The organism is Streptomyces sp. MJM8645 (assembly GCF_001625365.1).
Classification (GTDB): Bacteria; Actinomycetota; Actinomycetes; order Streptomycetales; family Streptomycetaceae; genus Kitasatospora.
This window is the reverse complement of record NZ_LJJF01000002.1, coordinates 817,492-838,223: the sequence shown is the minus strand read 5'-3', so window position 1 is coordinate 838,223 and position 20,732 is coordinate 817,492. Positions and strand designations below refer to the sequence as shown.

Below are 20,732 nucleotides of genomic sequence, written 5' to 3'. Positions count from 1 at the left end.
CGACCGTACCGACGCGAACTCGTGTCCCTGATGGCCCTGCAGCTCGTGCAGACGGTCGCCCTGCTCTACCTGCCGAGGCTGAGCGCCGACATCATCGACGACGGCGCGCTCGGTGCCGACCCGGCCTTCGTCCTGCGGCGGGGAGGCCTCATGCTCGTCGTCTCCCTCCTCCAGGTCGGCTGCGCGTTGGGCGCCGTCGGGCTGGGCGCGCGGATCGCGATGGCGGTCGGCCGCGACATCAGAGCGGAGGTCTTCCAGCGGGTGCAGGGCTTCTCCTCCCGTGAGGTCGGCAACTTCGGTACGGCGTCGCTCATCACCCGTACCACCAACGACGTCCAGCAGGTCCAGAACCTGGTGTCGGCGGCACTGACCGGCCTCGTCGCCGCACCGATCACGGCCGTCGGCGGTGTCGTGCTCGCTCTCGGACAGGACGTGCCGATGGCCCTGGCCCTGTTCGCCGTGGTCCCGCTGCTCGGTCTGCCCGTGGCCCTGGTCGTGCGCCGACTGCGGCCGCACTTCGCCGGCATGCAGCGGGGCATGGACGTGGTGAACCGGGTCCTGCGGGAGCAGGTCACCGGAATCCGGGTGATCCGCGCGTTCGCGCGGGACGAGTTCGAGCGGCAGCGGTTCACCCGGGCCAACACGGAGCTCACCCACCACTCGGTGCGGGCCGGCCTGTTGACGTCCTCGATGTTTCCACTGGCGGCGACACTGGTGAACCTGTTCGGCGTGGTGCTGCTCTGGCTGGGGGCGTACCGGATCCGGGACGGCGGCCTCCAGGTCGGCGCACTCACCGCCTTCCTCGGGTACTTGACGCTCATCCTGGTCGCCGTGATCACCGCCACCTTCACGCTCATGGCGGTACCGCGGGCCGAGATCTGCGCCGCACGCATTGCCGAGGTCCTCACCACCGAGTCCAGTGTCCGGCCGGCCGGGCAGCCCCTCCACGCCCAGCCGCGGCCGGGACACCTTGAGCTGCGCGGCGTCTCCTTCCGCTACGCGGGCGCCCAGGAGGCCGTTCTGCGCGACGTGGACCTCACCGCGGCGCCGGGCGAGACGACGGCCGTCGTGGGATCGACCGGCAGCGGGAAGAGCACACTGCTCGGGCTCGTGCCGCGACTCGCCGACGCGACGGCCGGTCAGGTGCGCGTAGGGGGCGAGGACGTACGGGACCTGGACCAGTCGGTGCTGCGTCGTTCGGTCGGTCTCGTACCGCAGAACGCCTCGCTGGTCTCCGGTTCGATCGCTTCGAATCTGCGCTTCGGACGGCCCGACGCCACGGACGAGGAGCTCTGGAACGCACTCGCGGTCGCGCAGGCGAAGGAGTTCGTCGAGGCGCTGGACGAGGGCCTCGACACACCGGTCGCGCAGGGCGGCACCAACTTCTCCGGTGGGCAGCGACAACGGCTCGCGATCGCCAGGGTGCTGGTGCACCGTCCGCAGATCTATCTGTTCGACGACGCGTTCTCGGCGCTCGACTCCACCACCGAGGCGCGGCTGCGCGCGGCCCTGGCCGTGGAGGCCGCCGGCGCCGCGGTCGTCGTGGTGGCACAGCGGGTGGCAACCGTGCGGAACGCGGACCGCATCGTCGTCCTGGATGCCGGGGCGGTGGTCGGTACCGGGACTCACGACGCGTTGCTGGCCTCGAACCCGGTGTACCGCGAGATCGTCGCATCCCAGCTGGACGAGGAGCGGACGACGTGAGCGTCGGACGGTCGAAGAAGGCCCGGACCGGGTCGGGTACGCCCACGGGCCCGCCGCGGGGCGAATTCCTGGCCACCGCGCGTCGGTTGCTGGAACTGGTGGGCCTGCAAAGGCCGTTCGTGCTGATGCTCGTCCTCGGGCTCGCGAGCATCACGCTGAACGTGGCCGGACCCCTGCTGTTGGGGCGCGCCACCGACCTGATCGTGGCGATGGCAACGGCGCCGCGGCCGTCGGGCTCCGGCCCGGGGCAGGGCGGCGGCGGCCTCGCCCCCGTGGCCGGGGTCCTCTCGCTCGCACTCGGTGTGTACGGCCTCTCCGGGCTCTGCTGGGTACTGCAGGGCCGACAGGCGACCAAGGCCATCCAGCGTTCCGCCTACCGGCTCCGTTCGGACGCCGAGGCGAAGTTGGCCCGGCTTCCGCTCGCCTACTTCGACACGCACCGGCGCGGCGAGGTCCTCAGCCGGATCACGCACGACGTCGACAACATCGTCCAGACCCTGCAGCAGACCCTCAGCCAGCTGACCAATTCGGTGCTGCTGATCCTGGGCCTGGTGGTGGTGATGCTCCGGCTGTCCCCGCTGCTCGCGGTGATCGCCCTCATGGTGGTGCCCGCGGCGATGGCGGCCACCGCGCTGCTCGGCCGACGGGCGCAACCCCGCCTCACCGAGCAGTGGAACGCGATGGGCCGGCTGAACGCCCACGTCGAGGAGATGTACGCCAGCCACACCCTGGTCAAGGCGTTCGACCAGGGCGAGCGGTCGGCGGCAGTCTTCCGGGAGCACAACGAGGCCGTGTTCAGATCCGCCTACCAGGCACAGCTGTTCAGCGGAAGCAGCCAGCCGGTGATGACCTTCGTCAACAACCTGGGCTATGTCGTGGTCGCCGTGGTCGGCTGCCTGCGGGTGATCTCCGGAACGATGTCGATCGGCGACGTCCAGGCGTTCATCCAGTACGCGCGGCAGCTCAGCGGACCACTGACCCAGGTGACCAGTCTCGCCGGGGTGGTGCAGTCGGGCGTCGTCTCGGCCGGCCGGGTCTTCGAGCTGCTGGACGCCGTCGAGGAGACGCCGGACGCCGTCGAACGAGGGCAAGTCGTGGGTCGGGGTCTGATCCGCTTCGAGTCGGTCGGCTTCAGGTACGAGCCGAAGAGCCCGCTGATCGAGGACTTCTCGCTGACGGTCGAGCCCGGGAGGACGATCGCCGTGGTCGGGCCCACGGGCGCCGGCAAGACGACCCTGGTCAACCTGCTGCTGCGCTTCTACGACGTCACCGGAGGGCGGATCACGCTCAACGGAGTCGACCTCAGGGAGCTGCAGCGCGCCACTCTGCGGCGTCACATCGGTGCGGTGCTCCAGGACACGTGGCTCTTCGAAGGATCGATCGCGGACAACATCGGGTACGGCCGGGAGGGCGCCACCCGGGAGCAGATAGAGCTGGCTGCCAGGTCCGCCCACGCGGACCACTTCATCCGCACGCTGCCGGACGGGTACGACACCGTACTCGACGGCGAGAACGCCGGGATCAGCGCGGGGGAGAGCCAGTTGATCACCATCGCCCGGGCGTTCCTGGCCGACCCGGCGATCCTGGTGCTCGACGAGGCCACGAGCGCGGTGGACACGCGGACCGAGCTGTTGGTCCGACGGGCCATGGCGCGGCTGAGCGAGGGGCGCACCTGCTTCGTGATCGCCCACCGGCTGTCCACGGTGCGCGACGCGGACGCCATTCTCGTCCTGCAGAACGGCTCGATCGTGGAACAGGGACGGCACCCGGAGCTGCTCGCCGCCGGTGGCGCGTACGCCCGTCTGTACCGGGCGCAGTTCGCCCAGCCGGGCGCGGACCTTCCCCGGTAGGGCGGTTCCGGTGGATCGTGGCGGACCCGCAGGGATCCACCGGACGAGCCCTGGCCCTGGACCAAGGACATGACGCGACAGCTGGTCGCCGGTCGCTCCCGGCCCGCGTCGCACCCGCGTTGAACGGAGGAGGACATCCATGGAGCACCCCGTCGACACCGGCGTCCCAGCATGCCGGTCTCGAAGCGCCGGACTGCACCGGCTGCCGATGCTCGCCGACGAGGCGCCGTCGGCGGTCCGCCGTGCTCTGAGGGGGACCGAGCGCGCGGGCCGGGGCGGGGAAACGAGGACCGTCTGGGCCCGCGTCAGTGAGCTGGCGGCCGAGGACGCGGGCCGCGTCGCCGTGGTGGCGGATTCGGAGGAGATCACCTACCACCACCTGTGCGTCCGGGTCCGTCAGATCCGTGCAGCCCTCCTCGGCGAAGGGTGCGGCTCCGCCGACCGGATCGCCGTCGCCGGCCCCCGGGGCGCGGACACCGTCGCCGTGTTCCTGGCCGTCGAGAGCCTGGGTGCGACGTACGTGCCGATCGATCCCGGGTGGCCCGAGGCCCGGCTGGCGGAGGTGCTGGAGAACGCCCGGCCCCGATGCCTGTTCCTGCTCGACGCCCTGTCGGGGGCGGCCGGGAGTCCGCTCCGCGCGGCGGCGGCCGAGGCCTCCATCGCGGTGCTGACGCCACCGGGGTCCACAGCCGAGGCGCCGTTGTTCGCGCCGTCGTTCGCGCTGTCGACCGAACCGCCGGACGACGAGGCGCGCTATGTCATCCACACCTCCGGAACCACCGGCCGGCCGAAGGGCGCGGTGGTGGAGCAGCTCGGGATGATGAACCACCTCCGGTCGATGGTCGGCGCGCTGCGGCTGACAGCAGCGGACCGGGTCGCCTTCACCGCGCCGCCGGTCCACGTCATCTCCGTCTGGCAGATGCTCGCCGTCCTGCTCGTGGGCGGGTCCGTCGTGGTGGTTCCCGAGGCGGACCTCCGGTTCGCCCGCCGCCTCGTGGGCTACGCCGAGAGCCGGGGGATCACCGTGATGGAGCTGGTCCCCACCGTGGTCGGCTGGATCGTGCGGGACGCGCAGGCGGCCCGCCGCTCCGGCCCGACCCTGCCCGACCTGCGATGCCTCGTCTCGACGGGTGAGCGGCTCGACCCCGGGCTGGCGGCGGCGCTCCTACGAGCGCTTCCGCGGACCGACCTCCTCAACGCCTACGGGGCGAGCGAGTGCTCCGACGACGTCGCGCTCCACCACGTGAGGCCGGCGGACCTGGCCCTGCCGCAGCTTCCGGCCGGTGGCCCCCTACCCGGCATAGCCCTCTATCTGCTGGTCAGGGAAGACGGCGGATGGAGGGCGGCAGAGCCCGGCGAAGCAGGAGAGCTGTGGGTGGGCGGGTGCGCTGTGGGGGCGGGCTACGTCAACGACCCGGAGCTCACCGGTGCATCGTTCTTCGTCGACGAGTTCGACCCCCGCTCACCCACCGGCAGGCTCTACCGCACGGGGGACACGGCCTACTTCGCCGATGGGCTGGTCCACTGCACCGGGCGCGCCGACCGGCAGGTCAAGCTCGCCGGCGTCCGCGTCGAGCTGGACGAGGTGGAGGCCGCCGTCTCCGGAATACCCGGTGTGACGGAGTGCGCGGTGGTCGCGGAGGGCGCCGGAAGCGAGGCACGGCTCGTCGCCTATTACGCGGCGGAGCCGGGGACGCTTCAGGACGACCTGTTCGCATCGCTGCGGTCGAGCCTGCCGAATCCGATGCTTCCGCGGCGCTGGGTGCGGCTGCCGGGCCTCCCCCGGAACGGGAACGGCAAGGTCGACTACCGCTCGCTCCACCAGCCGTCCGGGTAGCGGGGGCGCAAGCGTGCGGCCACCAGGTCGTGACACCACCGTGAGCCCGCTCACCGGCAGGCCTCGCCCGTGGTGGTGCCGGAGAGGGATTCGGGCCAGTGGTTGGTCCGGCTCAGGTCGCAGATGCGGTCGGCGGTCCGGTCCGCGTCCGTGGGCCACAGCCGTGCCCCGTCGCTGGCGGCGGTGAGGAGCGTGCTCTGGTCGGGGCTGAAGGCGGCCGTGTGCACGGCTCTGGTGTGACCGACGAGCAGCGCCGTGACCTGCCGTGATGCCACGTCCCACAGGCACACCGTGCCGCTGGCGTCCGTGCTGGCCAGCGTGCGGCCGTCGGCGCTGAAGGCGACGGAGAAGACGGTGTTGACGTGGCCGGTGAGGGTGGCGACCGCCCGGCGCTGCGCCACGTCCCACAGGCGCACGGTGGCGTCGGAGCTGCCGGTGGCCAGGGTGCGGCCGTCGGGGGAGAAGGCCAGGGAGGCGATGGCGTTGGTGTTCTCGGACAGCACGGCGAGGGTGCGGTGCGTGGCCAGGTCCCACAGGCGCACCGTCCCGTCGTACCCGGCGGTGGCCAGCGTGCGGCCGTCGGGGGAGAAGACGGCCTTGGCGACCAGGCTGGTGTGCCCCTGGAGGACCGCTGTCGTCTGGTGCGTCGCCACGTCCCACAGACGCACGGTCGTGTCGAGGCTGCTGGTGGCCAGGGTGCGGCCGTCGGGGGAGAAGGCGACGCTCGACACCTGGTCGGTGTGGCCTTCGAGGGTGGCCACCGGGCGGCCTGACGCGGCGTCCCACAGGCGCGCCGTGCGGTCGGAGCTCGCGGCGGCCAGCAGGAGGCCGTCCGGGGAGAACGCCAGGTGCATGATGCCCTGGCCGTGCGCCGCGAAGGTCACGGCGGGGCGCAGCGGAGCGGTGGTCCACGTGGTGACGGAGCCGTCGGTGTGGCCGATGGCGAGGGTCCGGCCGTCGGGGGCGTAGGTGGCGACGGTCGCGAGGGTGTCCAGGTCGTTCGTCGCGCTGAAGGTGGCGGCGATCTGGCGGCTCCTGAGGTCCCACGTGTGGACGATGTTGTCGGTGGCGGTGGTGGCCAGCTCGTTGCCGTCGGGGGAGAGCGCCAGCGCGGGGGCGGATGTGTTGGTCTCGTGGAGGGTGGCGGTCAGCCGGCGCTCGGCCACGTCCCACAGGGCGACCGTGTTGTCCTGGCCGATCGTGGTCAGGGTGCGGCCGTCGGCGGTGAACGCGGCCTGGCTCACCTCCTGCGTGTGCCCGTCGAGGACGGCCGTGGTGTCGTGCGACGCCACGTCCCACAGCCGCACGGCGCGGTCGGCGCCGGCGCTGGCCAGGGTGCGGCCGTCGGGGCTGAAGGCGACGGTGCCGACGGCGCCGGTGTGGCCGGTCAGGGTGGCGAGCTCGCGGTGGGTGGTGGTGTCCCACAGCTTCACGGTGTGGTCGGCGCCGCTGGTGGCCAGGGTGCGGCCGTCGGGCGCGTACGCCACCGCCCGTACGGCACCGGTGTGACCGGTGAGCGTCGTGAGGGCGCGCTGGGACGCCACGTCCCACAGCCGGGCGGTCTGGTCGTACCCGGCGGTGGCCAGGGTGCGGCCGTCGGGCGAGAACGCCGCCGAGGAGACGGCGCCGGTGTGGCCGGTGAGGATGCCCGTCGTGCGGTCGGAGGCAACGTCCCACAGCCGTACGGTGCGGTCGGCGCCGGCGCTGGCCAGGGTGCGGCCGTCGGGGCTGAAGGCGACCGTGTTGACGATGCCGGTGTGGCCGGTCAGGGTGGCGAGCATGCGGTGCGTGGTGGTGTCCCACAGCTTCACGGTGTGGTCGGCGCTGCCGGTGGCCAGGGTGCGGCCGTCGGGCGCGTACGCCACCGCCGTCACGGTGCCGGTGTGACCGGTGAACTGGTTGGAGGAGTAGGCGGCGTAGGCGCTCAGCAGGCTGCCGCGGGCCTCGGTGGTGCGGGCCGTCCGGTAGCCCTCCAGCGCGACCAGCGCCGCGGCCTCGGGCTGCGTTTCGAGGAGTTGCCTGGATTGGGCGGCCCGTTCGCGGGAGACCGCGACGCGGCGCTGCGCGTCGGACTGCTCCCTCTGGACGAACGCGGTCACCGCCAGCACCAGGGAGAGCACGGTCAGGACGGCCAGCGCCACGACCGTCCGGCGCCGGCGGCGGCCACGCTGGCCGTCCGCCGCGGTGCTGGCGTCCAGGAAGGCGGACTCCAGCCGGTTGAGCGCCGCGCCGCGGGTCCGGGACCAGCCCCAGGCGGTGGCGAGCTGCGCTCCCCGGTACAACGCGCCCGGGTCGCGCTGGAGTTCGTGCCAGGTCAGGGCGGCCTGGGTGAGCCGGCGGTGTGTCCGCAGGGCCTCGCGGTCGACGTCGAGCCAGTGGCGCAGCCGCGGCCAGGCGCGGATGACCGCTTCGTGGGCGACGTCGACGGTGCCGTCGGCCAGGACGATCAGGCGGGCGGCGGCGAGCCGGTGCAGGAGGTCGTCGACGGTCGCGGCGTCGGCGAGGCCGTCGAGTTCCTTCCGGGCCAGGCGGCGGCGGGTGTCCTCGGTGCCCTCGCCCGGGGCGGTGAGCCGGAGGAACAGCAGCCGCATGGCCTCCTGATGGCCCGGCGGGAGAGCGGCGTACATGGCCTCGGCGGTCTGGGTGATGGCTCCCCGCATGCCGCCGGTGGCCCGGTAGTCGGCCAGCCGCAGGACGGCCCCGCGGTGCCTGGTCCAGGTCTCGCGCATCGCGTGGGCCACCAGCGGCAGCGCGCCGGGCTGGCCGGTGGCCTCCGCGAGGACGGCCTCCAGCAGGTCGGGGTCCACCACGACGCCCGCTCGGGCCGCGGGTTCGACGACGATGTCCCGCAGCTCGGCCCGGGTGGGTGCGCCGACCGGCAGTTGGGCGCCCGAGCGGAGGGCGGCGGCCAGGGCGGGGTGGGCGAGGCAGCGGTCGTAGAAGTCGGCGCGCACGCTGATGACGACCCGTACCCGGGCCTCGGCCGCGCCTACTCCGGCTGATCCGGCCCCGGCCGTCCCGTCGACGGCCGTGCGGTCGCCGGCCGTCCAGGCCAGGCAGGCCAGGACCGCCTCCCGCTCCCCGGCGTCCGCGCAGGTGGTGAAGAGCTCCTCGAACTGGTCGACGACGAGGACGACGCGCCGGTCGGCGGGCTGCGTGATCAGCCAGGTGTCCAGCGCGATCCCCAGGGCCGCGGGCTCGTCGGCCAGCGCGCGGGACAGCGCCTCCGCGTCACCGCCCGTCAGGGCGCAGACCGCCAGGGCCAGCGCCCGTAGCGGGTGGTCGCCGGGGACCAGCGGCGCGGTGTGCCAGGACTCGTCGAGCCGGGGGAGCAGCCCGGCCCGCAGCAGCGAGGACTTGCCGCTGCCGGAGGCGCCGACGACAGCCGTCAGCCGGTGGTCACCCACGTGCCGGACCAGGTGGCTCACCAGTTCCGAGCGGCCGAAGAAGATGTCGGCGTCCCCCGTGCCGAACGCGGCCAAGCCCAGGTACGGGCAGGGAGCGGGGTCGCCCCCGTCCGCGCGGTCCTCGTCGCCGTCCTGCGCCGTGGCGGACGGACCCTGGACGGCCCGGGAAGCCGCCAGCCAGCGGGCCTCCCACTCCGCCTTCTCCCCGCCGCACACCCGCGCGTAGGCGAGCACCACGGCCAGCGACGGCAGGCGCTCGCCCTTCGCCGCCTCCGCCAGCGTGCTGGCCGAGTAGTGCGACTCCTTCGCCAGCGCGCGGTAGCTCGGTGCGCCCGACCGGTCCCGCAACTGGCGCAGCTCCCAGGCGAGCCGCTCCACCGGACCGGCCTGCGGATCGACGAACCCCTCCGGTCTGCCCAGTCGGGCCTTGCGCTGTGTCCCGTTCGGCCGCGCGTCCACGTTCACCACCCCTGGCAGGCCCCTCCCGCCCCCTCACATCGTTGTCCGACTTGAATGTCCTGCCCAGAGGGCTCTTTCGGACAATGCGCCGCCGCTGCAGAGTTCTCGGCAACGGGGGGTTCGCCGGAACACCTCGTGGCGTTCGGGGGACGGCCCGGTGGCAGCCGCTTGCCACCGGGCCGAGCGCCTCAGGTGCCGCCGCGCAGGTGCCGCCGCTCAAATCGGCACCTGCGCGGAGGACCCGTCGTCAGCGCGAAAGGCATCCGCCGCTTGCCGGCACACCTGTGACGCAGCTCACTGGAACTGCTTCGCGGTGGCCGGACAACCAGAGGTGTGGACTATTCGCTGCACGAACGGATCAGAGCCGGGGACCCGGGCGCCTTCCGGCAGTTGTTCCAGGAGCACTCGCGCGCGGTTCTGGCACACGCGGTCCGGGTGAGCGGGGATCGCGCCGGTGCCGAGGACGTCATGGCGGTGGTCTTCCTGGAGGCCTGGCGCCTGCGGGACAAGCTCCGCGACGAAGGGGCCACTCCTCGCCCGTGGTTGATGGGCATCACCGTCAACGTGCTGCGCAACCGGGCCAGAGCCGCCCGCCGGCACGCGGCCGCCCTCGCCCGCATGCCGATCGCCGAACCCGCCCCGGACTTCGCCGACGAGCTGGTCGGCCGGCTCGCCGACCGCGATCAGCTGCTGGCCGCCAAGACGGCGTTGGAGAAACTCCGCCGTGGGGAGCGCGAGGTGTTCTCGCTGTGCGTGTGGGCGGACCTCAGCTACCCCGAGGCCGCCGAGGCCCTCGGCATCCCGGTCGGCACCGTGCGCTCAAGGCTCTCCAGGGCCCGGACCCGGCTGCGTGCCCTGGCCGACAAGGAACTGCGGCAGGCCTCGAAAACTCGCCGGGAACCCCTGCGGGCAGCCGGACAAGTACAGGGTGGCCGGATGGTTCCGGCCCGGTCGAACAAGGAGTGAAGCAGATGACCAGCATCCCGCAGCGGCGGCAGCCGCTCGATGACACGGAGCTGAGGCACCTGCTGCCGGCGGCCGGAGCACCTGCCGTCCCGCTCGGCCGGCAGCGCCAGATCGAGGAGTTCCTGATGAACGAGATCACCCGCACCACCGAAGCCGCAGTGCCGGTCCGCCCCGAGGCCAGGAAGCGCCGGCGGCTGCTGATCGCCGTACCCACCACGGTGGCGGCCCTCGCCCTCGCCGCCACCGTGGCGGCCACCACGCTCGGCAGCCCGGGAGCAACCCCCGCGGGCAGTGAGCGCATCTCCGCGCCCGTCATCCAGGTCTCGGCGGGCGACACCGCAGGCCTGGCCGGCGCCGTGGAGCGGATCTCGCTGGCCGCCAAGGCCGCGCCGGACGTCGTCCTGCGTCCGGGGCAGTACGTCTACATCGAGAGCACCGTCTCCCACCTCGCGGGCTCCGTCGACCTCAGCAGCGGCACGTCGAAGGTGTGGGTCGAGAAGCCCCACCAGCGGCAGATCTGGCACTCGGCCGACGGCCGCACGGGCTGGCTCACCGAAGAGGGCAAGTCCCCGGAAGGCGGCGCGGCACTCTCGGCGGACAGCGGCAACCACCTGAACGCACCCTCCTACGACTACCTGCGCACCCTGCCCACCGACCCGCAGGAACTGCTGCAGAAGATCTACACCGAGACCAAGGGAAGCGGCAGCGGGCCGGACCAGCAGGCGTTCGTCACCATCGGCGACCTGATCCGCGAGCAGGCCGTCCCCGGCGAGCTCGCCGCTGCGCTCTACCAGGCTGCGGCCCGCATCCCCGGTGTCGTCCTCGTCGACAGCGCCACCGACGCCGCCGGGCGCACCGGCATCGCGATCGCCCGTACCAACACCGCCACCGGCTCCCGAGACGAGATCATCTTCGACCGCAGCTCCTACACCTTCCTGGGCGAGCGCAGCGTCCAGGTCACCGAGGTCTCCGGGGTCAAGCCCGGCACCGTCATCGCGAACACCGCCGTCCTCAAGCGCGCCGCCGCCGACGCCCCGGGCCGCCAGCCGGGCAACGCCCAGGCCTGACCGCACCCGCGCGTCGCTCCGCCCGTCGCTCCGCCCGTCGTTCCGGCCCTCGTTCTCGGGCCGGGGCGGCGGGCGGAGCTGTGTGAACAGAGTTGGACAGAGAGCTCCTAGTACTGCAACGGTGCTTACCGTGACGGTTGTCGGGTTAGCTCGTTGAGCTGTTCATGGATGGGGACATATCCGAGGTCGATGCTCGTCGCTGGTCGGATGGGCTGGCAGGGTTACATGAGCGGTTTGCTCACCGGTTCGCGCGGAGTGAGTCGCGGGAATCTACGCTGGCTTACATGTGGGGCCTGCTGGCGCCTTTGGAGCGCAAGAACGGGTGGACGGTGGCCGAGGAGGCCGGTCATGTCGGTCCGGACCGGATCCAGCGGCTGCTGAACCGGATCGAGTGGGACGCGGACGGGGTGCTCGACGACGTACGCGAGTACGTCGTCGAGCACCTGGCGGATCCGGCCGGTGTGCTGATCGTGGACGACACCGGGTTCCTGAAGAAGGGTGTGCGTTCGGCCGGTGTCCAGCGGCAGTACTCCGGCACCGCCGGCCGTACCGAGAATTGCCAGGTCGGGGTCTTCCTCGCCTATTCCGGCAAGCCGGGCCGCACCCTGATCGACCGGGCGCTCTACCTCCCGAAGTCCTGGACCGACGACCGCGCACGCTGCCGGGCGGCAGGGATCGGCGACGAGGTCGAGTTCGTCACCAAGGTCCAGCTCGCCAGGGCGATGGTCCGGCGCGCGATCGACGACCAGATCCCGTTCCGGTGGGTGACCGCGGATGCCGGCTACGGCTACCGCAAGGGCTGGCGCTACGAGTTGGAGCAGGCGGATGTCTTCCACGTCGTGGCCACCACCAGCCACGACACCGTCGTCACCCGGAGGGCACTGGACCATCGGCTGCACGACCTGATCGCCGACCTTCCCCGTCAGAAGTGGAAGCGTCGTTCCTGCGGCGAGGGCGCCCATGGCCTGCGGGTCTACGACTGGGCCCGTGTCGAGGTCCGGCCGTGGCACCGCCCCGACCGCAAGCACTGGGTCCTGGCACGCCGCAGCATCACCGATCCCACAAAGCTCGCCTACTACATCGCCTACGCGCCCGCCGGTGCCACACTCAACGAGCTGATCGCCGTCGCGGGTGCCCGCTGGGCGATCGAGGAGTGTTTCCAGAGTGCCAAGGGCCAGTGCGGCCTGGACGACTATCAGGTCCGACGCCACCCGGGGTGGTACCGGCACATCACCCTGGCCATGGCGGCCCACGCCTACCTCACCGTCATGCGGGCCCAGCACCTCGAAAAGGGGCTGGACCCGCTCGAACGCCAGACCTGATACCCCTCACGGTCCCCGAGATCCGCCGACTGATCACGAAGCTCACCCGGCCTGTCCGCCGCAGCATCGACCACGTCCTGCACTGGTCCCGATGGCGTCGCAGACGCCAACAACAGGCCCGGACCAGCCACTACAAAAGACGAGGCCACAGCCCAAGAGCTGAAGCCTCGTCACAGTAAGCACCGTTGCAGTACTAGGGCGTGTCTTCAAACTCCCGCCTGCGCGCCGGCGTTGGGGCACGCACCTCGCCGCGTTGTCGTCAGTCGCCGATGCTCCGCATGGACTCCCTCCTCCGCCTTGCGATGCACGCACCCCAACGCCGCCACGCCCGCCCTCCGGGCGGACGACGGGAGTTTGAAGACACGCCCTAGAAGACTGATGAAGATGTTGGGTTCTGGCCCCGCCGCGTGAGCGGCGGGGCCAGACTCGTGTTGTGGCGATGGGGGAATGGTCCGGAGAGACTGTCGGGCCGGATGTCTGGGAGACCTGCCGGGACCTGATTCCGGCAGGGAGTGTGTTCGCGTTCCTGGCCGAGCATCGCGGCCGGCTGTTTCCTGCGGTGATGTTCACGGACATGTACCCGTCGGCGAACGGCCGCCCGAGCATGCCGCCCCAGATCCTGGCAGCCGCGATCACTCTTCAGGCCCTGCACGGGCTCTCGGACTTCGAGACGGTCCAGGAACTGCGCTGCGACCTGCGGTGGAAGGCCGCGTGCGGACTCGGCCTGCACGACACCGCGTTCGATTCCTCACTCCTGGCCTACTTCCGCCGCCGCCTGGCCCGCTCCGCCCAACCAAACCGCGTGTTCGAGGCCGTGCGGGAGGTGGTGAAGGCGACCGGCGTCCTCAAGGGCAAGCACCGCCGGGCGCTGGATTCGACCGTGCTGGACGACGCGGTCGCCACCCAGGACACCGTGACCCAGCTGATCGCCGCCGTGCGTGCGGTGATCCGCGAGGTCCCCGGCGCCGACGAGGTCGCCACCCGCCACTGCACCGCACACGACTACGCCGACCCGGGCAAGCCCCGCATCGCCTGGAACGACGCCCAGGCCCGCGCCGACCTCGTGGACGCCCTGGTCGGCGACGCGCTGTTGCTGCTCGGGCACCTGCCCGAGCAGCAACTCGGAGAGAAGGCCGCCACCGCGGTCGGCCTGCTGGCCCTGGTCGCCGGACAGGACGTCGAGCCCGCCGACGACTCCGACGGCCGTGACGGCCGCTGGCGCATCACCCGGGGCACCGCACCCGACCGGATCGTCTCCACCGTCGACCCCGACGCCCGACACGTCCACAAGACCCGCACCCACTACCAGGACGGATACAAGGCCCACCTCGCCATCGAGCCCGAGACCACGATCTACACCGAGGTCGAGCTCACCCCGGGCGCAGGGCCCCAGCACCACGAAGCCGCCGTCGCCGAGAGCCTGCTCGCGGGCGAGGACGAGCCGGTGGACGCGTTCGGCGACACCGCCTACTCCACGGGAGGCGCCCGCCAGGCCCTCGGCGGCGCAGGACACCGCCTGTTCTTCAAGCCCGCCCCTCAACGACCCGCCATCGCGGGCGGTCTCGTCCTCGACGACTTCCGGATCGACACCGCCCGCGGGACGGTCACCTGCCCTGCCGGCCGCGCCGTCCCGCTCTCACCCGACCGCGGCCCCGACACACCCCGCTCGGCGGCCTTCGGTGACCGCTGCACCGGCTGCCAGCTCCGCGAGCGGTGCACCGCCTCCAAGACCGGCAGGACCCTTCGGATCCAACCCGGCTACGACCTCCAGCACACCGCCCGCCGACAAGCCGCCGACCCCGCCTGGCAAGCCGCCTACCGCCGATGGCGACCCCCGGTCGAACGAGCCGTGGCCTGGCTCGTCGGACACCGAAGCCGCCGCCTGCGCTACCGAGGAACCATCAAGAACAACACCTGGCTCCACACCCGCGCAGCCGCCCTCAACCTGCGAACCCTGCTCAACCTCGGACTCACCCACAACGGCACGACCTGGCAAATCCAGGCCACCACCTGACAGCACGGCCCGGATCAACCCAAGATCTTCATCAGCCTTCTAGCGGCGGGCGAGGCCGTCGATCATCAGGGAGACGGTGAAGTCGAAGCGGTCGTGGCCCGTGCCGGCGGTGATCTCGGCGGCGTGGCGGGTGGTGTGGGGGAAGGCCACGGCGGGCAGGGCGGTGAGGCGGCGCTGCAGTTCGTCGCGGTCGAGGACCCACGCGTCGTCGTCGTGTGCCGCTCGCTGGCGCACGATCGAGGCTTCGAGGCAGTAGGCGGCCACGTACAGCAGGAGCGCGTCGACGGCCCAGGCGGCGGCCTGTGGGGCGACGCCGCCGGCGAGCAGGATCGCCAGCATCCCTTCGCTGACGCGCATGGTTTCGAGGTCGGTGGGGGCCATGGCGAGCGCGGCGCGGGAGATCCCGGGGTAGTCCAGGTACTGGTCGCGGATCTGGGTGCAGACGCCGCGGATCTGGTCCCGCCAGGCCGTGGGGTCGGGCTCGGGCAGGGCGAGCGCGGCGCACAGCCGTCCGATGAGCAGCTCGTCGAGGTCGGCCTTGTTGACGACGTGGGCGTAGAGCGAGGCGGGTCCGGTGTCGAGGGCGCCGGCGAGGCGGCGCATGGTCAGTGCCTCGTAGCCCTCGGTGGCGATGATGTCCAGCGCGGTGTCGATGACCTGGTCCACGGTGATGGGGGCCTTGCGGCGCCGCGGCCTGGGGTCGGTCTCGGCGTCGGGGTTCGGCGGCTGGTGGCGTGCCGCGCGTCGCTCTCTCGGGTTCACCGGACCATCATAGCTTGACACGAACGCCGTTCGTTTATAGAACACTGTTCGTGACTAGGAATGTGAACCAGGATTCGAACCCGGCCGTGAGCCGGGACGTGCAGCGGGACATGGACATGGACATGGACGTGGACATGGACGTGACCGTGGTCGGCGCCGGGCCGGTGGGCCTCGTGCTCGCCGCCGAGCTGGCGCTCTCCGGGGCGACGGTGCAGGTGCTCGAACGGCTCGCCGAGCCGGACCGGTCGATGAAGGCGGGGGCGGTCAACGTCCCGACGGCCGAGGCGCTCGACCGCCGCGGCCTGCTGCCGGCCGCCGAACAGGTGCAGCGGGAGCAGCTCGAACGGGTCGGGTCGTTCGCCCGCGCGGTCGACCAGCCGCCCGGCGGCGGCCGGCCGGCGCGCGCACCCCGCTTCACCGGGCACTTCGCCGGGATGGTCCTCGACGCCGACCTCGTGGACTGGTCCGACGCCGACCTCGCCGCGCACACCGCCGTCGACGGAGCGCGGATGGTGCCGCAGCGCGAGCTGGAGGCACTGCTGGCCGGCCAGGCCGCGCGCCTGGGCGTGGCGGTGCGTCGCGGGGTGGAAGTCACCGCGCTCGAAGACACCGGCGACGGCGTGCTCGTCACCACCACCGCCGGCACGGTGCGCACCGGATGGCTGGTCGGGTGCGACGGCGGGCGCAGCACCGTGCGCCGCCTCGCGGGCATCGGCTTCCCCGGCACCGACCCCGAACTCACCGGACACCTGGCAGTCGTCGACATCGCCGACCCCACGATGCTCGCGGACGGATGGGCGTGGTCGACCAGGGGCGCCTACCGCTACGGGCCGCAGCCCGGGCGGGTGGTCACCGTGGAGTTCGACGGCGGCCCCGCCGACCGCTCCGCGCCGGTCACCCTTGAGGAGGTGCAGAGCAGCCTGCGCCGGGTCTCCGGCACCGACGTCACCCTCACCGCGCTGCGCGGGCCCGCGACCCGCTGGAGCGACAACGCCCGCCAGGCCGCGGCCTACCGCTCGGGGCGGGTGCTCCTGGCCGGCGACGCCGCGCACGTGCACTCGCCGTTCGGCGGCCAGGGGCTCAACCTCGGGGTCGGCGACGCGATGAACCTCGGCTGGAAGCTCGGCGCCGTGGTCGCCGGGTGGGCGCCCGAAGGGCTGCTCGACACCTACGACGCCGAGCGCCGCCCCCTCGGCGCCTGGGTGCTGGACTGGACGCGGGCCCAGATCGGGGTGATGCGCGGGGACGCCAAGTCGGCCGCGCTCCGGGAGGTCGTCGCCGACCTGCTGGGCACCGGGGCGGGCGCGACCCACGCGGTCAAGAAGATCTCCGGGGTGACGCAGCGCATCGACCTGCCCGGCGACCACCCGCTGGTCGGGCGGTACGTCCCCGACCTGTGGCTGGGGGACGGCTCCCGGCTGGTCGACCACGGCCACGGCGGCGGGTTCCTGCTGCTCGACCGCACGGCGGACGGCGCGTTCACCCGCCTCGCCTCGGACTGGCCCGGGCGGGTGACCGCGGTGACCGCTGTGACCGACGACAGTGCGACACCGACCGCAGTCCTCGTCCGCCCGGACGGAGTGGTCGCCTGGGCCTGCGACACCACCAGCACCGCCGCCGCCGACGCCGCCGCCGGCCTCGAAGCCGCCCTGCACCGCTGGGCGGGCGCCCCGTCCCCCTCGCCCGCCCCCAAGCCGGTGCGCTGAGCTTCGAGCCCTCCGACCGCCCCCGGAACCTGGCGTGTGTCTGACGGTCACCCGGCAGCCGTGAAGTCCGGGCGGGGTTTCTCATTGGCGCTCACCCATCGCTCCGCCCGGTCGTACGAGTAGAAGTGCAGCGGTTCGGAGTGGGGAGGCAGCGCCTTCACCAGTTGGCCGGTCTTGTGGTCCTGGATGACCCAGACCGGGTACGAGGCCCCGTGAGCGGCGTCGGCGGGAACGATCCCGTATCGCCGGTTCATCGGCGGGTCACCTGGATGAATCCGCCGACCTTCTCGACCCGCCGGGAGAATTCGTCGAACTCGCCGTCGATGGGGGAGACGGTCGCCCTGGACGGGATCAGGATCGCTCCGGCGCCCAGGTTCTGGATCATCTGCAAGGCGGCCAGAAGCAGGGGACGTTGGTCCGGGGGCTTCTCCATCTCGTCATCGACGACGGTGAGGGCCACCGTCCACCCGAAGGCGAGCGCGTACTCCTCGCAGCTGCGCATCTCCAACTCGGGGAAGGCAGGACTGGCCTTGGCCAGGTAGATCACCACCTGGAAGCGCTTGATGCCTGTGCCCGTAAGGTCCTTGACGACCTCGCCGGCCTTCGGCCGGCAGATCGTCGCGCGAGACCTCTTGCGAACCGCCACTGCGAACTCCCTAGAGCACTCAACCTGTGTCCTAGGTCAGAAGGTAGAGCGAGGAGAAGTGCTGTCGGCTTCAACGTCGGTGCACTAGTGTGCTCCTGAGTGACCATCACCTCGACCGAGGAGTAGCGCATGGCCGGCTCCAAGACGTTCACCGCGATCGCCGATCACTACCGGCAGGCGATACTCACCGGCGAACTCGTTCCAGGCGAGAAACTCCCGACCAACAGGGAGATGTGCCAGCGGTGGAACGTCGCAGCGGCAACCGTCAGCAGGGCCTTGAACCAGCTGATGGTGGAAGGGCTCATCAGGACGAGTCCGCGTGGCACGTTCGTCGCGGACGAGGTGACGTCGACCGCGACGGGACGGGACCGGCTGACCACGGTCCAGCGGCTCAGGTCCAGCCTGATGGAGGGCGAAACCAGCCGGGTCACGGCCGCCGAGCTGGTGGTGCCCCCGTTGTACGTGCAGGACATCTTCAACCTCGATCCCGGCGATCAGCTGGTCAGGCGCGAGTACATCGCGGGCCGGGGCCGGAGCCGGACCATGCTGGCGGTCGTCTGGTACCCGGCACACTTCGCCGCGCTGGTGCCGGACCTGCTCTCGACGGCGCCCGGCAAGAACGCGGGTCTCACTGCGAAAGTGCTCGACGCTTCCGGCCGGACGATCACGCATGCCCGGGATGACATGCATGCCCGGGAGTGCGATGCCCGAGAGGCGTCGGCCCTGGGTCTTCGCGTGGGGTCCCCGGTCCTGGGCGGGGTGCATCGCTGGTCGGACGACGAGGGCGTGATCGAGTTCGGCCTCTGGGTCGTCCCGACCCGGGTCACGGTCGGCTACGAGTACGGCGCCTGAGCCCCCGACACCTGCGCCACCGACAAACGCACAAGCCGCCCCGGCCCCGTAGGCCGGGGCGGCTTCCTCGAATGATCGGTCCCGTCTCGGTCAGGGGAAGTCCGGCCTGGGGATGCGGACGCTGGCGGAGCGGAGCCTGGTCTCGACCAGTGCGACCAGCCGGGCCTCGGCCGATCCCTGTTCTTCGCCGTGGTGGGCGATCAGCTGGTACCGGGTCGCGGCTTCGGTGCGGGCTTGGAGGCCGGTCACGATCTTCAGCTGGGCGGGGTTGGCGAGGAAGTGGTCGGCCGCGGCGGTCGCGAGTTCGGCGATGCGCGGGTCGTCCGGCTCCCAGGTCGCGGCTTCGGCGCCGCGCTTGAGCAAGGCGACGAACCGGCTGTCCAGCAGGGCGTGTTCGACATGGGTGAGGTAGTCCTCGAAGCCTTCCGGGACCAGGGCCCTGGCCAGCACCCAGCCCTCCCTGGTGGCCGCCGCCTCGTCCGGGGTGAAGCCGAGGCCGGCCATCCGCTCCAGCAGTGCCACGGCGCGGTCGGGCAGCAGCGCCCGGTCGCCGTCGGCGAGCCGGTGCAGCGTGTCGCGCCGCGCGGTCAACTCCTCGATCCGCTCGGTGAGTTGACGTTCGACGTCGGCGAGCTTGGCGGTGAACAGCGCGGCGTCGGCGTCGAGCAGGGGCCCGGTCTCGGCCAGCGGCACCCCGGCGGCGGCCAGCGTCCGGATCTGTACCAGCCGCAACAGGTCGGCCGATCCGTATCGCCGGTATCCGGAGCTGTCGCGTTCCGGCTCCTCGGCCAGGCCGAGCTTGTGGTAGTGCCGCACCGTCTTCACCGTGATGCCGACGAATGCCGCCGCCTGCCCGATCGTGACTCCGTTCATCCGCCAATCCTGCCTCGTACTCGAACTCGGTGGCTCCGCACACCACATCAGTCCGTCGGCCGGGCCGGATCGGCCGGCCCGCCGCAGAACACCTCGTCGACGAGCCTGTGCATCGCCTGCTGGAACGCCCCGCCGATGGACAGATCGGCGTCGTCCACGCAGTTCAGTGCGGCGGTCAGGGTCCGGCTGCCGTCGGGCGTGCTGTACATCAGCGCCGCGTGGCCCACGGCGGCGCCGTTGTGGGAGACGACGGTGGCGCCGCCGTCCGTCGTCACCACGAACACGCCCAGGCCGTAGTCCATGTTCGGGATGCCCGTCGGGTGCGGGGTGCACATCTGCGCCAGCAGCGGGGCCGGCAGGAGCCTGCCGCCCAGCAGTGCGGAGATGAACGTGTGGAGGTCCCGGGTGGTGGAGATCATGTCGCCGCCGCTGGAGATCCAGGAGGGGTTCTGGCGGGTGATGTCGATCGTCCTCTGCTCGCCGGCGTCCTCGTACCGGTAGTAGGCGTGGGCGTGCGGCTCGGGGATCTCGGGCGAGGCGCCCGGCAGCACGGTGCCCGACAGCCCGAGCGGTCCCAGGATCAGCCGCTGCATCTCCTCGGCGAGCGGGCGGCCGGTGACCTTCTCGATCAGCAGCCGGGCCAGCACGTAGTTGGTGTTGGAGTAGCTCCAGCCCGCTCCCGGCTCGAACCGGGCCGGCCTGGACAGCGCCAGCCGTACCAGCTCCTGCGGCCGGTAGGTCTTGAACCGGTTGTCCATCCACTCCCTGCCCGTGGTGCCGTAGGGGATGGGGATGCCCGGCGCGACCGTCCCGTCGGCGTAGACCTCGCCGGTGTGGTTGAACACCCCGCTGGTGTGCTGCAGCAGCATCCGCACCGTGATCCGCCCGTCCAGCCCGAACTCGGGCAGGTAGTGCGCCGCCGGGGTGTCCAGCCCGACCTTGCCCTCGGCCACCAGTTGCAGCACCAGGGTCGCGGTGAAGGTCTTGGTATTGCTGCCGATCCGGACGTGCCCGTCCGTCGGCGGCTTCGCGGCCCCGCCCAGTTCGGCCGCCCCGGCGCTGCCGGTCCACGCGCCCCGCTCGTCGTGCACGCGCAGCGACACCCCGGTGAAACCGGAGTCGACGATCTCCTCGATCGCCTTCTGCAGTTCCGGGCGGACGGTCCGCAGGGTGCTCTCGTCCTGGCCGGAAGGGCCGGAAAGGGGGAGTGACATGGTGGTGTGCTCCTTCGCATCGGTGACGCCCGGGTCGGCGTCGCGCCGTTGCG

15 protein-coding genes are annotated in these 20,732 nt (G+C 72.0%); 9 read left to right on the top strand and 6 right to left on the bottom strand.

Annotated features, from left to right (window positions below; translation table 11 throughout):
* The first annotated feature begins 30 nt into the window (after positions 1-30).
* The 3 genes from A6F73_RS34310 to A6F73_RS34300 all read left to right on the top strand — a co-directional run bounded on the left by A6F73_RS34310 (position 31) and on the right by A6F73_RS34300 (position 5,391).
* Entirely contained in the window at positions 31-1,704 is a 1,674-nt protein-coding gene (locus A6F73_RS34310) for an ABC transporter ATP-binding protein (RefSeq protein ID WP_063352755.1), read from the top strand.
* Positions 1,705-1,790: 86 nt separating this feature from the next.
* A complete protein-coding gene (locus A6F73_RS34305) occupies positions 1,791-3,554 on the top strand; it encodes an ABC transporter ATP-binding protein (RefSeq protein WP_279634985.1) in 1,764 nt (587 codons plus the stop codon).
* A gap of 139 nt (positions 3,555-3,693) precedes the next feature.
* The gene (locus tag A6F73_RS34300; protein ID WP_063352257.1) at positions 3,694-5,391 is read left to right on the top strand and encodes an amino acid adenylation domain-containing protein; all 1,698 of its coding nucleotides are present in this window, start codon (positions 3,694-3,696) and stop codon (positions 5,389-5,391) included.
* A 50-nt stretch (positions 5,392-5,441) separates the two neighbouring features.
* On the opposite strand, the gene A6F73_RS34295 is transcribed toward A6F73_RS34300, so the two are convergent.
* The gene (locus tag A6F73_RS34295) at positions 5,442-9,257 is read right to left on the bottom strand and encodes a cytochrome D1 domain-containing protein (RefSeq protein WP_159398689.1); all 3,816 of its coding nucleotides are present in this window, start codon (positions 9,255-9,257) and stop codon (positions 5,442-5,444) included.
* Between the two features lie 333 nt (positions 9,258-9,590).
* On the opposite strand from A6F73_RS34295, the gene A6F73_RS34290 reads away from it, so the two are divergent.
* The 4 genes from A6F73_RS34290 (at position 9,591) to A6F73_RS34275 (ending at position 14,626) form a co-directional block, all read left to right on the top strand.
* The gene (locus A6F73_RS34290; protein ID WP_063352256.1) at positions 9,591-10,223 is read left to right on the top strand and encodes an RNA polymerase sigma factor; all 633 of its coding nucleotides are present in this window, start codon (positions 9,591-9,593) and stop codon (positions 10,221-10,223) included.
* A gap of 5 nt (positions 10,224-10,228) precedes the next feature.
* Positions 10,229-11,290 (top strand): CU044_5270 family protein, encoded by a 1,062-nt coding sequence (locus A6F73_RS34285; protein ID WP_079136507.1) that lies wholly within the window; start codon positions 10,229-10,231, stop codon positions 11,288-11,290.
* A 164-nt stretch (positions 11,291-11,454) separates the two neighbouring features.
* Positions 11,455-12,612: an IS701 family transposase gene (locus A6F73_RS34280; RefSeq protein WP_063349024.1), complete on the top strand. Its 1,158-nt coding sequence runs from the start codon at positions 11,455-11,457 to the stop codon at positions 12,610-12,612.
* A 439-nt stretch (positions 12,613-13,051) separates the two neighbouring features.
* Positions 13,052-14,626, top strand: a complete 1,575-nt coding sequence (locus tag A6F73_RS34275; protein ID WP_079136442.1) for an IS1182 family transposase — start codon at positions 13,052-13,054, stop codon at positions 14,624-14,626.
* A gap of 39 nt (positions 14,627-14,665) precedes the next feature.
* On the opposite strand, the gene A6F73_RS34270 is transcribed toward A6F73_RS34275, so the two are convergent.
* Positions 14,666-15,388, bottom strand: coding sequence for a TetR/AcrR family transcriptional regulator (locus A6F73_RS34270; protein ID WP_063352255.1), 723 nt, complete (start codon positions 15,386-15,388; stop codon positions 14,666-14,668).
* A 134-nt stretch (positions 15,389-15,522) separates the two neighbouring features.
* Between A6F73_RS34270 and A6F73_RS34265 the strand changes: the two genes are divergently transcribed.
* A complete protein-coding gene (locus A6F73_RS34265; protein WP_063352751.1) occupies positions 15,523-17,094 on the top strand; it encodes an FAD-dependent oxidoreductase in 1,572 nt (523 codons plus the stop codon).
* A gap of 47 nt (positions 17,095-17,141) precedes the next feature.
* Here A6F73_RS34265 and A6F73_RS34260 read toward each other — a convergent pair whose 3' ends face one another.
* A complete protein-coding gene (locus A6F73_RS34260) occupies positions 17,142-17,348 on the bottom strand; it encodes a hypothetical protein (protein WP_063352254.1) in 207 nt (68 codons plus the stop codon).
* A complete protein-coding gene (locus A6F73_RS34255) occupies positions 17,345-17,740 on the bottom strand; it encodes a hypothetical protein (protein WP_063352253.1) in 396 nt (131 codons plus the stop codon). Before A6F73_RS34255 ends, A6F73_RS34260 begins: the two co-directional genes overlap by 4 nt.
* A 129-nt stretch (positions 17,741-17,869) precedes the next feature.
* Between A6F73_RS34255 and A6F73_RS34250 the strand changes: the two genes are divergently transcribed.
* Positions 17,870-18,592 carry a GntR family transcriptional regulator gene (locus A6F73_RS34250; protein ID WP_063352252.1) on the top strand — a complete coding sequence of 241 codons (723 nt, stop codon included), beginning with the start codon at positions 17,870-17,872 and terminating at the stop codon, positions 18,590-18,592.
* 90 nt (positions 18,593-18,682) lie between these two features.
* Here the strand turns inward: A6F73_RS34250 and A6F73_RS34245 are convergent, their stop codons facing one another.
* Together A6F73_RS34245 and A6F73_RS34240 are read right to left on the bottom strand one after the other, a co-directional pair.
* Entirely contained in the window at positions 18,683-19,465 is a 783-nt protein-coding gene (locus A6F73_RS34245) for a MerR family transcriptional regulator (RefSeq protein ID WP_063352251.1), read from the bottom strand.
* A 47-nt stretch (positions 19,466-19,512) separates the two neighbouring features.
* On the bottom strand, positions 19,513-20,679 hold the full coding sequence (locus A6F73_RS34240; RefSeq protein ID WP_063352250.1) for a serine hydrolase domain-containing protein: 1,167 nt from the start codon (positions 20,677-20,679) through the stop codon (positions 19,513-19,515).
* Between the last annotated feature and the right edge of the window lie 53 nt (positions 20,680-20,732).